Raw genomic sequence first — 12,053 nt, forward strand, 5'->3', positions numbered from 1 at the left:
TGAGTATTTTTCGGAATATCTGTTTTCAAAGATTGAATACATTTTACCATGTAGCAATGTGTCCGTCAGCTCTCGGCTCTGTACCACCAATTAGCACACCATTTGATTCTCTAAGAATAATTTGTCCTCTACCAAATAGTCCTTTCCCAGGTACAATCGTGACTTCATGTCCTCGTTTTATCAAATCTTCAATGATACTTAACGGCATTTCTGGTTCAATGGATACTTTCTTGCCTTCATCCCAGTGCCATCTTGGAGCATCAAGTGCATTTTGTGGATTCAAATGAAAGTCAATTATGGAACTAACAACCTGTAGATGTGCTTGTGGCTGCATTTGTCCTCCCATTATTCCAAATGGCCCAACTGGCTGGTTTCCTTTAGTAATAAATCCAGGAATGATTGTATGAAAAGGTTTTTTATTTGGACCGACAACATTTGGATGGCCTTCTTCCATTGTAAACCCGCACCCTCTATTCTGCAGGCTTACCCCATATTCTGGTACCACAACACCGGAACCAAATCCCATATAATTGCTTTGAATGTAAGAAATCATATTACCTTCTTCATCCGCAGCAGCTAGATAAACGGTCCCCGAATAATCTCGAATACCGGGTTTTGGATCTAGTGCTTCTTCTTGTACCAGAGCCGCTCGTGTCTTGGCGTAGTCTTTTGAAAGCAGTCTATCAACGGTTTCGTTCATATGCTTTAAGTCTGTTATGGTTGCTTGACCGTCACTGAATGCCAATTTTACAGCTTCAATTTGCTTGTGAATCGTCTCTGGATCGTCTTTTCCTTTTAATTCAAGATTTTCTAGTATGGATAAGGCCATTAATGCGATGATACCTTGTCCGTTTGGTGGCATTTCCCAAATATCGTAGCCTTTATAGTTCGTCGAAATTGGCACTATCCATTCAGGTTTGTACTCTTTTAAATCTTCTTTTCTAATAAAACCTTGATAGTTTTTTGAAGTACGGTCGATTGCTTCTGCTATTTCCCCTTTATAGAAAGCTTCTCCATCCGTTTCTCCAATCAATCGAAGTGTTCTAGCGTGGCCTTTGGAAGACCATATTTCTCCAGGTTCAATCGGGTGCCCCTCTGGAGCGAACGTACTAAACCAAGTTTCTAATTCTGGAAATTGCTCCAGTTTTTTCTTCAGTATCTTAAACGTTCTTTTCCATGCATTTGATACAACATTTGAAACAGGAAACCCATCTTCTGCAATCTTAGCTGCTGGTTCCAATACCTCTTTTAAGGGCAACTTTCCATGTTTCTTATTTAATTCTACCCACCCCGCTGGTACGCCTGGTACAGTAATTGGATCGATTCCGTGTGTAGGAATCTCTTCATGTCCTTTTTTTAATAAATTCTCTCTTGTTAGTTGCTCTGGAGCATGTCCGCTGGCATTGAGTCCGTACAATTCTCCATCTTTCCAAAGAATAGAAAAGCTATCTCCCCCTATGCCATTCGATCCTGGTTCTACAACTGTCAAAGTTGCGGCCGCTGCGATTGCCGCATCAATTGCGTTTCCTCCTTTTTTCAAGATTTCTAATCCTGCTTGGGAAGCTAATGGGTGCGAACTAGCAACCATCCCTTTTTTCCCATATACAAGTTCTCTTCTAGACGCATAATGGAATACCCCTGCATCAAATTCTGGAATCGTCATGTCTTTCTCCCCTATTCTAAGTATGAAAGTAAGCTCGAGAAAAATTTCTCGAGCTTACTTTGTAAAACTATTTAACTTTACTTATTTATCTTGAATAACTTCGATTTTGTAACCGTCTGGATCTTTGATAAAGAAGTAGTTAGCTGCTCCGTCGGATAATCCTTTTAATCCAGTTACTTCGTATTCCGTTTTGCTGTATTCTTCATGTGTAGCTTGCAGATCATCAACACTGATCGCCACGTGACCATAACCGTTACCAATTTCATAAGGTTCTTCTTGGTCATAGTTATACGTTAATTCTACTTCATAGGTATCTCCTGGTAATGCAAGATACACTAAAGTGAATTGATCATCTGGATAATCCAATTTTTTTGTAATTTCCATACCTAATACGTTTGTATAAAAATCGACTGATTTATCAAGATCTTTAACTCTAATACACGTGTGTAATGCTTTTTTAGCCATACTGATTCCTCCTGTAAATTAAGTGATATATTTATTCTGCCTTATATTTCAAGATGGGTCAAGTAAATGAAAAGACGTCAGTTCATCACTCTTATCTGATCCCATTATCTCTCGTATAATTCTAGTGGTAACTGGTCAGGATCTTTGAAAAAAGTAAATCGTTTATTTGTAACAGGATCTACTCTAATCGGTTCAACTTCTACACCTTTATTTTCAAGCCAGTTAACAGCTTTCTCAATATCCTCAACCTCAAAACATAGGTGTCTCAAACCTTGTGCCTCTGGTGTACTCGGTCTTTTAGGAGGATCAGGAAACGAAAAGAGTTCTATTTGAGCATCTCCAATCGCAAGATCTAATTTATAGGAGTCTCGTTCTTCTCGGTAAAGCTCGTGGATAATTTCAAGTTCAAGAACTTCTGTGTAAAACTTCTTTGATTCTTCATAATTAGAAGCGATAATTGCGGTATGATGAATACGTTCTAACATCGTAAGCTCCTTTCAGTTTTAATTATAGTATACAATAAATAATGCGTTAAATGGTCCATTTGAATTGAATAAATTATCTATTTGAAGCATACTATGGATGTACAATTGGAGCGTTATTAGTATGGGACTTGGAAGGATGATCATAATGAATACAATCATTTTAATGACTTTGACAGGATTAATGACTCTTATACCGACTGCGTTATTCGTATCTTTTTTTAACACTAATCAACCAGAAAAAGTTCGCGTTCGTGTGGATGAAGATCAAGATTTTTATAGATAGAAAGAAGCGACTCCCATATGGGGGTCGTTTTTTGTTTGAAAACAAATCTACTTCGGTGTATATTAAGTAAACTTAGTATAGAAAGGGTGTTTGCGATCTCACTAGTCATTTTAGAACAATTAGCAACGATGTTTTTTATTATGCTTTTCGGTTTCATGCTCGTACGTATAAAGATTCTAGATATGGTTGGTAGCCAGCAAATTGCCAATATGACTACTAAATTTGTTATTCCAATCGTTTTGATGATGTCCTTTCAACAACCCTACGATCCAGCACAGCTCTCTTTATTACTTTTTACTTTTATAGGCGCACTATTACTTATGATTTCCAGAATCATCTCTGCCAGGTTACTAATGAGAAAAGGAACCAAGATTGATCAATTCGCAGTTGTATTTTCTAATACTGCATTTGTAGGTATCCCCATCATTTTTCCGTTATTAGGATATCAGGGCATCTTTTATCTTTCAATGTACATCGTCGTTTCAAGCGTTCTTCAGTTTACATATGGTATCTGGATTTTATCTGAAGGAAAACAAGCTATGACGATTCGCCAAGCATTTTTAAATCCTGCTTCAATTGGTGCATTTATCGGTTTCGTTTTATATATGCTTCAAATCGAGTTGCCAAACGTTTTATATAATGGTTTAGATAAAATTGCGGATACGAGCTCTCCTTTGGGCATGATTTTACTTGGCGGTTACCTTGCTAGAAGCCGCTTAAAAGAAATTTTTATGGTTAAAAATAATTACTGGACTGTAATGGTTCGTTTACTCATTACGCCCTTAATAGGACTAGTCATTATTTGGCTCTTACCCATTCAGAATCAATCTGTTCTACTCGTATTGTCTATCGCAAACTGTACACCTACAGCAGTAAACACCGCTCTATTTTCTCAATTGTATGGTGGGGATTACGAATATGGGGCTCGACTAGTTGTTCTTGCCAGTCTCCTTGCCATGGTCACTATGCCAATCATGATTACCTTATCTAACTTGTTATTATCTATCAATTAGTGTGTATAATATAATAAAATCGTTTAAAAAGGAGAGAACAGTATGAAAGAATTTGAAGATTATCTTGAATCTATTGACGATATAGAACAAAGAGATAGAATGACAGAAATCTTAAATAGAATAGCTCTCACATTTCCTAATTTAGTTCCACGCATTGCTTGGAATCAGCCGAATTTCACGGACCATGGGACATTTATTATCGGATTCAGTATAGCAAAGCATCACATTTCTATCGCTCCAGAAAAGAAAGCTCTCCAGCAGTTTGTAATAGAAATCAGTGAAGACGGTTATACAACCACAAAAGAACTCATTAAGATCAAAGACACCCAAGAAATCAATTTCGATTTACTCGAAAAAATCATTCAGTTCAATATTGAAGACAAAAAAGATTGTCAAACTTACTGGAGAAAGTAAAAGAACAGGAGAGTAGCTGAAAATAGCCACTCTCCTGTTCTTTTATTCCATTCATTTATGCACACGAGAAGACTCGAACTTCCACGGGGCTACGCCCCACCAGCCCCTCAAGCTGGCGCGTCTACCATTCCGCCACGTATGCTAACCGATACAATCACTATCATAACAACGTTTCTCGAATGTGTCAATCCTCTTTTTTGTGTCAGCTTCTATTTTGAATGGCTTCTTTTCCTAACAGTTTGAGTCTTCCTCTACAATTAGAACAGACATATTTTTCTGTATTCACTCTTCTTTTACGATGATATAGTTGTCCACAATCAGAGCACTGATATTTCCATAACTGCTCGACAGGTTTTCTTTCCTTTAAGGCAGGTGTGAATCTTAATCCACCCACTTCTTTTAATAAAGCTTTGAAATCTGCATCTTGATGTCGGTGACCTTTTCCTTCTAAGTGCAAGTGGTAGTGACACAGTTCATGCTTGACGACCCCTTCAAAAATATCCATTCCTAACACTTCCAAAACAAGTGGATTAAAGTCTAAGTTATGCGTGTTGAGAAAGTATCTTCCTCCAGTAGTCTTCAGACGTTTATTGAATGTCGCTTTGTGTCTAAAAGGTTTAGAGAAAACACTGAGTGATTGTTCTTCAACGAATGCCTGTAGCTTAATCTGATCCATAGCTTACTCCCCTTATAATAAAGAACGAGATGCAAGCAAGCACCTCGTTTCAATCATTCAGTTCTTTTATTCTTTTCCAAGCATGGTCAAGGCAATACGGCCTTTTTTCAGATCTACTGAATCGATCCATACAGTCACAATGTCCCCAACAGCTACAACTGCGCTAGGATGCTTGATAAATTTTTTGCTCAGTTTTGAAATATGAACGAGCCCATCTTGTTTCACGCCGATGTCAACAAATGCACCAAAGTCCACTACGTTACGAACAGTTCCTTCAAGTGCCATTCCTTGCTGCAAGTCTTCCATTGTTAAGACATCTGTTCTGAGTAGCGGCGCTGGCATATCATCACGCATATCTCTTCCTGGAGCAACAAGGGCTTTCACTACGTCTTTCAGTGTTTCCGAACCTAGTCCTGTTGCTTCCAGCACTTTTTCTTCATCTAATAATTTCACGCGCATACTCAACTCTTCTGACCCAATATCTGATTTCTTCAACCCAGCCATCTCAATAATCATTTTAGCTTCTTTATACGTTTCTGGGTGAATCCCTGTATGATCAAGTGGTTCTTTCCCATCTGGAATTCTAAGGAATCCAACTGCTTGCTCATAAGCTTTTGGTCCGAGTCGTTTAACTTTTTTAAGTTGTGCTCGACTTGTGAATTTACCATTTTCTTCTCTGAATGTTATGACATTTTCAGCAGTAGTTTTTGTCAAACCAGCAATATGTTTCAGTAAAGCCGCACTCGCAGTATTGACGTTCACCCCTACTTGGTTAACCACTGTTTCAATGATAAAGTCCAACTGTTCGGTTAGTTTTTTCTGAGATACATCATGCTGATATTGACCAATACCAATGGATTTTGGATCAATTTTCACTAGTTCTGCTAAAGGATCTTGAAGTCTTCTAGCAATACTGACGGCACTTCTTTCTTCAACTTGCAAATCAGGAAACTCTCTTCTCGCTTCATCACTTGCAGAATAAACGGAAGCACCCGCTTCATTTACAATGACATAGGCCACTTTATGTCCTGATTCTTTCAGGTTTTCCGCAACAAAGGTTTCTGATTCTCTACTTGCCGTTCCATTCCCAATCGCGACTGTATCTATATTGAATTCTTCAATGATTTGTTTGAAACGATTTGCCGCTTCTGTTCTTTTTTGTTGAGAAGCCGGTTTGTGTGGATAAATCACTTCAATCGCTAATACTTTTCCTGTCGCATCAATCACTGCTAATTTACACCCTGTACGGTATGCAGGATCTAACCCTAGTATCGTCTGATCTTTTAAAGGAGCTTGAAGTAAAAGGTTTCTCAAATTTTCTCCAAATACTTCAATCGCTTGTTCTTCAGCTTTTTCGGAAAGTCCGTTGCGGATCTCTCTTTCAATTGACGGTCCGATGAAACGTTTATACGCATCAGTGATTGCCTCTTTCACTTTTTTGACAGCCGGCGTTAAGTGAACGCTCTTGATTTCTTGCTTGATCATATAGTGTTCTATACGGTCTTCGTCCACTTCGATATTAACAGATAATACGCCTTCTTTTTCTCCCCTGTTTAAAGCGAGTGTTCGGTGGGCAACTAGTGACTGAATGGTTTCAGAATACTCATAGTACATTTCGTAAACAGATTTTTCATCTGCAGACTTATCTTTCACAGAAGAAACGACCGTTCCATGCTTACTTGTATATTCTCGAATCCATTCACGGTATTTAGGATTATCTGAAATATATTCAGCAATAATTTCATGTGCACCCGTCAAAACATCTTCAATTGTCAGAACTTCTTTTTCTTCATTGAGGTAGTTCTCGGCTTCCTTTTCAAGATCGGCCTCTGGAAAAGATAAGATCCAATCCGCAAACGGCTGAAGTCCCTGCTCTTTTGCAATAGTCGCTTTTGTACGGCGTTTTTGTTTAAACGGTCGATATAAATCTTCTACTTTTTGCATTTGTGTCGCTTTTTGAATGGCTTGTTCTAATTCAGGTGTTAATTTTCCTTGCTCTTCAATAGAAGCTAAGACATCTGTTTTTCTTTTTTCTATATTTTTTATATAAGTATGGCGCTCTTCAATTTCTCTGATCTGGACTTCATCTAGTGAACCCGTTACTTCTTTTCGGTAACGCGCAATAAACGGAACTGTATTTCCATCATCCAGTAAATCTAGAACGGCATTGATTTGCTTTTTTGAATAATCTGTTAATTCTTTGATCAATAAGTCCATTACTTGTTTATTTTCTATTTCTACCAAAATATCCATCTCCAATGCATGTATTCAACTTTTCTATTTTATCACAAATCCGCTTGATCAAATACCCGAATTCGGTTCTCTCTCATTATGACTAGAAGATTATCGGCACAAAAAAAGGTAGAAAACGAGTAGCCTCGACTTCTACCTTTCTCTTATAGATCGATTACGACCAGTGTTTTTTCTAGTTGTGCTTTGAAGTTCTTGTTACTCCAATGTCTCTTGTTTCCTAAGCAAGCAGCAATGTAAGTCCGCTCAGTATCTCGATAAGTTTTTCTAAAATGAACGTGCCCCATCAAGCTATATTCAATACGGGGATACTTTTTATAAAGCGTTTCGTATGATTTAGCTCCTAAGAATCCATTCGCATAGTCATATATTCGACTGGGTAATGGTACAACAAATTCTGGATGTGTCGCTACATGTGTCATCAAAATAATCTTTCGGTTACCAACGGATTCCATATCGCTTGTTAGTTGATCCAGCATTCTCTTGCTAACACTTTGATCGTCCATACCCCAGTCTACATAATGCCGATCATTCCAGGATGCAAATTTATATTTTTTCTTGTCAAATTGTTCGATTGAATACTTTTGATGATCTCCGTAGCCATAATCATACCATCCTGGTGAACCTACAATAGCCCACTCATCGTTAAGAATTTTAGGGTTTCCCACCAGGGACTCTTTTTTTGAAGTGAAAAAAGCATCAATTTGATTCGTATCTTTTATTTCATGTTCTTTTGACCAGTAATCGTGATTTCCTGGTGTGAAAAACACTTGAACGTTAGTGGTTTTTTGTATATCTTCTAGAAATTTCTGGCTCTTTTCATAGTGATTGGAAATATCTCCCGCAATCAGTAAAATATCCAATTCCTGATCTAAAATCATTTGTGTGACTAGTGATTCTGCAGTTTCATCTAGTTTTAGTGCTTTTTCATTGATATCTATATGCAGATCCGATATCATACCGATTTTCATACAATCTTTTATTCCTTTCGCAAATGGTTGCTATACGCATATCCTTTGTTTTCAATACTATATTGATCAATTATACCTTCTTTGTCAATGACAACGCCATGAAGGCTACCCCCATATACAGCTCCTCCGTCAATACCGATTTTTCCATCTTCTGTTTTCCATATTGAGGTATCTGTTGGATCTTCGTTTAACATGGCTGTAACGGTATGCCCAAATATAATTGTCTTTCCCGTCCTATTTGACTGATCATAAAAGCCTTCTCGTATCCATACCATATCTCGATTACTCGTATTTCTCCAGTTACGAATCGTCAAATTAACCCCCGCGTGTACAATGAGAAAGTTTCCCCATTCAAATTTAAGTGGCAAGTTTTCAATAAACGGTCTCAACCATGGCGCCTTCTCTTGAAGACTACTCGCCAATTCAATAGGCTCTTTTCCCTTTAATTCTGTCTGTAAAAAAGAAGCAACGGTTACCATTCCACCATTCATCGCATAGTTAGAACTGAACTCATTGGGTTTTTTCATAAAATTCAGAAGCATCTCTTCATGATTTCCTCTTAAACAAATGGCTTGCTCTTTTTCTATCAATTCTCTGACTTTTTCAAAACAAGCTTTTGGATTCTCGCCACGGTCCCCCAAGTCTCCAACTAGTACGAGCTGTTCCTCTTCTTTGTTCCAGTACTCTAGAAGTTGATTGAACATGGTGATCTGACCATGGATATCCCCAATTATAAATAATTTGTCTTTCATATGACAATCCCCCTATAACTCTCATCCTAATGTCTGTATAGCTATCTTACCATACACATGAAATGGACTTAACCATTTAGGCATTTCCCCCTATGACATGACTAACCTTAGTGAATACTATTGTGGTTAGTTATCATAAATTGAATCAATATTCATACATCTTCAAGTTTTCTTCATAGAATTCGTTCATATCGAACGGTATAATCATTTTATGAATAAAAATGTACGAATGAAGAGAGGAAGCAGTGTAAATGAATTGGAAAAAATGGTTAGGTGCTATCTTGTTGATAGCTGTTTTAGGGTTTATTGGATTTAGTATTTGGAATAGCTCACAAGATGAGCAATCACCTACTGTGAGAACTGCTGAAGTCGTAGAAGACTCAGTCACAGAAGTTGTCGTATCTAATGGTACGATTGCTCCTTCTGAAACTCAAGAAGTTTTAGGTCAAGGAATCGTTTCTGAATTAAACGTAGCTGTTGGAGATACTGTTGAAGAAGAGGATACGTTACTCACTTATCTCGATGGTACTGCTTATACTGCAAATTTCAACGGAACAATTACTGAAGTGAATGTTTCTGAAGAAGAACCAGATAATAACGCACAACAAGGACAAGCTTCTATCGTTTTAGCTGACTTGAACAATCTTGAAGTCATGATTCAGTTATCTCGTTCAGATGCTAATTTAGTAGAAATCGATCAACCTGTATTGCTGACTTATTCTAATGAAGAATATCAAGGGACGGTTTCCCAAATCAACCCTGTAGCAACGCAAGAACAATCTCAAGTCGGTTCTACCACTTCACTTGGCGCAGTGGTAACATTTGATGACCAGCCTGAAGGATTAATTGCTGGATTTGAAATTGATGCTGATATAACGGTTGCTTCTGCTGATCAAGCTTTAATTGTTCCAATTGAGGCTTTGAACTATGATGAAAACAATCAACCTTACGTCTATACGGTTGTTGATCAGACAGCTCAAAGAGTCGAAATTGAGACGGGTATTCAATCTAATACCACTATTGAAGTAACGAATGGTTTATCTGAAGGAGACCAAGTTATATTATCTCCAGGAGACGACGTTACTCAGGATACGCAAGTAGAACTAGAAGATTAATAGGAGGTATTCTCGTGATCGAGATCAAAGATATCGAAAAGATTTACCGGATGGGTGGAGAGACTTTGAAAGCATTAGACAAAGTTTCTTTATCCATTCAAGAAGGAGAATTCACCTCTATAATGGGTCCTAGTGGCTCTGGAAAATCTACCTTAATGAATATACTCGGATTATTAGATCAATTTGACAGCGGCACCTATCTTTTGAATGGGACAGATGTATCTGGAATTTCAGATAACGAACGGGCACATATTCGAAACAAAGAAATCGGATTTGTCTTTCAGTCATTTAATTTGATGACTCGAATGAGCGTGCTTGAAAACGTTATGCTCCCTCTTGTCTACGCGAAGGTTCCCAGAAAAGAACGAAGAGAACGAGCGATTGAAGCTTTAGAAAAAGTTGGTTTAGGTAATCGTATCAACCATCTCACAAATGAGATATCCGGGGGCCAAAAGCAGCGTGTAGCGATTGCTAGAGCTATCGTAAACAATCCCTCAGTATTGATGGCAGATGAACCTACAGGAAATTTGGATTCTAAAACTACAGAAGATATTATGAAAATCTTTCAGGACCTTAATGATGAAGGTACAACGATTGTCATGGTTACGCACGAGCCTGAAATGGCTGAGTATACTAAACGGACTATTCATTTCAGAGACGGTGTACTTCAAAAAGATGAATACTTGACGCCTAAACGTTTGAAACAAACGGAGGTGGACGAACATGTTCTTTAAAGAAAATCTAAAAATGGCACTAGATAGTATTTTCGCTAATAAAATGCGTTCTTTTCTGACCATGCTTGGAATTATTATCGGAATAGCCTCTGTTATTGCCATACTCGCAGTAGGAAATGGAGCTGCTAGTGAAATCACTGGTACATTCAGTGATCTAGGTGCTACAACGATCCAACTAAGCGCAAGTGATTCTGACCAAAGTGGTGAAGCTTTATCCAACGAGGATTTATCGGTACTAAAGGAGTCTATAGAAGATATCCGCTATATTTCTCCAAACGAACAGACTCAAGGAACCCTATCCTCTGATGATGAATCCAGACAGGCGGTTATCTCATATGGTACTCCTGATCTGCAATATGTTAGCCAGACGATGAGCTCTGATCTGGTTGATGGACGCTACTTTAATCAAAACGATTATGATGAATCAGCAGACGTTGTTGTGATTGATGAAGACGCGGCAGAAGCTTTATTTGGACGTAAGAATGTCGTTGGAGAAACTTTGCGCGTAACGGCTGCTCAAGTCCCACTTAATTTAAGAATCGTTGGGATTGTAGAAGGAAGATTCGGAGATATGCAAGGCGCATTCGATACAAGTGAACTGCCATTGTTTATCGCGATGCCAAACTCTACAATCGGAAACGCCATTCCGCAGTTTGCTGGTATTAGTTCTGCTATTATCGAAGTTGGAGCAACTGAACAGATTGAGCCTGTTTCTAACCAGATCGTCCGCTTGCTTGAACTAAGAAACAATGCCGTAGGAGAAAATACGTATAACGCGACCAACTTCTTACAAGCACTAGATCAAGTGGATAATGTCCTTGGATTATTCATCAACTTTATTGCGGCAGTTGCCGGGATCGCCTTACTAGTAGGAGGTATCGGAGTCATGAATATCATGCTCGTGTCTGTTACTGAAAGAACACGAGAAATTGGTACTCGAAAAGCGCTCGGTGCAACAACCAATACGATTCTAACTCAGTTCCTGATGGAATCCATTATTTTAAGTTTAATTGGTGGATTAATTGGATTAACTTTAGGTATCCTGTTATCCAACCTCATTGCTGGATTTCTTGACATTGTACCAAATATAACACTTGGAAGTGTCGTGCTTGTACTAGTCTTTTCTACAGCGGTTGGGGTTTTCTTTGGTATTTACCCTGCAAGAAAAGCGGCAAAACTAGATCCAATCGAAGCATTGCGTTACGAATAGAAGTTATCAAAAAGCCTACGCT

At 38.2% G+C, this 12,053-nt stretch carries 13 protein-coding genes and 1 tRNA gene; 6 read left to right on the top strand and 8 right to left on the bottom strand.

Translation table 11 applies throughout. The features are described 5' to 3' along the window. Positions 1 to 43: 43 nt before the first annotated feature. From ggt to gloA2, 3 genes are all read right to left on the bottom strand, one after another. Positions 44 to 1,663, bottom strand: coding sequence for a gamma-glutamyltransferase (gene ggt / locus VXN63_RS08025; RefSeq protein WP_327757508.1), 1,620 nt, complete (start codon positions 1,661 to 1,663; stop codon positions 44 to 46). Positions 1,664 to 1,744: 81 nt separating this feature from the next. After that, complete coding sequence (gloA, locus tag VXN63_RS08030) at positions 1,745 to 2,128, bottom strand: lactoylglutathione lyase (RefSeq protein ID WP_327757509.1); 384 nt, start codon at positions 2,126 to 2,128, stop codon at positions 1,745 to 1,747. Between the two features lie 104 nt (positions 2,129 to 2,232). Beyond that, complete coding sequence (gene gloA2, locus VXN63_RS08035; RefSeq protein ID WP_327757510.1) at positions 2,233 to 2,613, bottom strand: SMU1112c/YaeR family gloxylase I-like metalloprotein; 381 nt, start codon at positions 2,611 to 2,613, stop codon at positions 2,233 to 2,235. Between the two features lie 121 nt (positions 2,614 to 2,734). On the opposite strand from gloA2, the gene VXN63_RS08040 reads away from it, so the two are divergent. Genes VXN63_RS08040 through VXN63_RS08050 form a run of 3 tightly spaced genes read left to right on the top strand, consistent with a single transcriptional unit; the run spans position 2,735 to position 4,323 of the window. Continuing rightward, on the top strand, positions 2,735 to 2,896 hold the full coding sequence (locus tag VXN63_RS08040) for a hypothetical protein (protein WP_327757511.1): 162 nt from the start codon (positions 2,735 to 2,737) through the stop codon (positions 2,894 to 2,896). Between the two features lie 35 nt (positions 2,897 to 2,931). Next, complete coding sequence (locus tag VXN63_RS08045) at positions 2,932 to 3,909, top strand: AEC family transporter (RefSeq protein ID WP_327757512.1); 978 nt, start codon at positions 2,932 to 2,934, stop codon at positions 3,907 to 3,909. 42 nt (positions 3,910 to 3,951) lie between these two features. Further along, positions 3,952 to 4,323 carry an iron chaperone gene (locus VXN63_RS08050; protein WP_327757513.1) on the top strand — a complete coding sequence of 124 codons (372 nt, stop codon included), beginning with the start codon at positions 3,952 to 3,954 and terminating at the stop codon, positions 4,321 to 4,323. A gap of 58 nt (positions 4,324 to 4,381) precedes the next feature. On the opposite strand, the gene VXN63_RS08055 is transcribed toward VXN63_RS08050, so the two are convergent. From VXN63_RS08055 to VXN63_RS08075, 5 genes are all read right to left on the bottom strand, one after another. After that, positions 4,382 to 4,465: transfer RNA gene (locus VXN63_RS08055), tRNA-Leu, on the bottom strand. Positions 4,466 to 4,525: 60 nt separating this feature from the next. Continuing rightward, positions 4,526 to 4,999 (bottom strand): SprT family protein, encoded by a 474-nt coding sequence (locus VXN63_RS08060; RefSeq protein ID WP_327757514.1) that lies wholly within the window; start codon positions 4,997 to 4,999, stop codon positions 4,526 to 4,528. Positions 5,000 to 5,065: 66 nt separating this feature from the next. Then, positions 5,066 to 7,243 carry a Tex family protein gene (locus VXN63_RS08065; protein ID WP_327757515.1) on the bottom strand — a complete coding sequence of 726 codons (2,178 nt, stop codon included), beginning with the start codon at positions 7,241 to 7,243 and terminating at the stop codon, positions 5,066 to 5,068. Positions 7,244 to 7,395: 152 nt separating this feature from the next. After that, a complete protein-coding gene (locus VXN63_RS08070) occupies positions 7,396 to 8,220 on the bottom strand; it encodes a metallophosphoesterase (RefSeq protein ID WP_327757516.1) in 825 nt (274 codons plus the stop codon). A gap of 8 nt (positions 8,221 to 8,228) precedes the next feature. Next, a complete protein-coding gene (locus VXN63_RS08075) occupies positions 8,229 to 8,972 on the bottom strand; it encodes a metallophosphoesterase family protein (RefSeq protein ID WP_327757517.1) in 744 nt (247 codons plus the stop codon). A gap of 251 nt (positions 8,973 to 9,223) precedes the next feature. On the opposite strand from VXN63_RS08075, the gene VXN63_RS08080 reads away from it, so the two are divergent. From VXN63_RS08080 to VXN63_RS08090, 3 genes are read left to right on the top strand one after another with little or no spacing between them, the layout of a single operon-like run. After that, positions 9,224 to 10,087, top strand: coding sequence for an efflux RND transporter periplasmic adaptor subunit (locus VXN63_RS08080; protein WP_327757518.1), 864 nt, complete (start codon positions 9,224 to 9,226; stop codon positions 10,085 to 10,087). A gap of 14 nt (positions 10,088 to 10,101) precedes the next feature. Next, the gene (locus VXN63_RS08085; protein ID WP_327757519.1) at positions 10,102 to 10,821 is read left to right on the top strand and encodes an ABC transporter ATP-binding protein; all 720 of its coding nucleotides are present in this window, start codon (positions 10,102 to 10,104) and stop codon (positions 10,819 to 10,821) included. Continuing rightward, the gene (locus VXN63_RS08090) at positions 10,811 to 12,031 is read left to right on the top strand and encodes an ABC transporter permease (protein ID WP_327757520.1); all 1,221 of its coding nucleotides are present in this window, start codon (positions 10,811 to 10,813) and stop codon (positions 12,029 to 12,031) included. The genes VXN63_RS08085 and VXN63_RS08090 overlap by 11 nt, the downstream gene beginning before the upstream one ends. The last annotated feature ends 22 nt before the right edge of the window (positions 12,032 to 12,053 follow it).

It is taken from the genome of Marinilactibacillus sp. XAAS-LB27 (assembly GCF_036039175.1).
Taxonomy (GTDB): Bacteria; Bacillota; Bacilli; order Lactobacillales; family Carnobacteriaceae_A; genus Marinilactibacillus.

What these genes read in the sequence shown, in the direction of transcription:
- VXN63_RS08070 (WP_327757516.1), bottom strand. Translation starts at nt 8,220, where the DNA reads ATGAAAATCGGTATGATATCGGATCTGCATATAGATATCAATGAAAAA.
- gloA2 (WP_327757510.1), bottom strand. Translation starts at nt 2,613, where the DNA reads ATGTTAGAACGTATTCATCATACCGCAATTATCGCTTCTAATTATGAA.
- VXN63_RS08050 (WP_327757513.1), top strand. Translation starts at nt 3,952, where the DNA reads ATGAAAGAATTTGAAGATTATCTTGAATCTATTGACGATATAGAACAA.
- VXN63_RS08090 (WP_327757520.1), top strand. Translation starts at nt 10,811, where the DNA reads ATGTTCTTTAAAGAAAATCTAAAAATGGCACTAGATAGTATTTTCGCT.
- VXN63_RS08060 (WP_327757514.1), bottom strand. Translation starts at nt 4,999, where the DNA reads ATGGATCAGATTAAGCTACAGGCATTCGTTGAAGAACAATCACTCAGT.
- VXN63_RS08075 (WP_327757517.1), bottom strand. Translation starts at nt 8,972, where the DNA reads ATGAAAGACAAATTATTTATAATTGGGGATATCCATGGTCAGATCACC.
- VXN63_RS08080 (WP_327757518.1), top strand. Translation starts at nt 9,224, where the DNA reads ATGAATTGGAAAAAATGGTTAGGTGCTATCTTGTTGATAGCTGTTTTA.
- VXN63_RS08040 (WP_327757511.1), top strand. Translation starts at nt 2,735, where the DNA reads ATGGGACTTGGAAGGATGATCATAATGAATACAATCATTTTAATGACT.
- gloA (WP_327757509.1), bottom strand. Translation starts at nt 2,128, where the DNA reads ATGGCTAAAAAAGCATTACACACGTGTATTAGAGTTAAAGATCTTGAT.
- ggt (WP_327757508.1), bottom strand. Translation starts at nt 1,663, where the DNA reads ATGACGATTCCAGAATTTGATGCAGGGGTATTCCATTATGCGTCTAGA.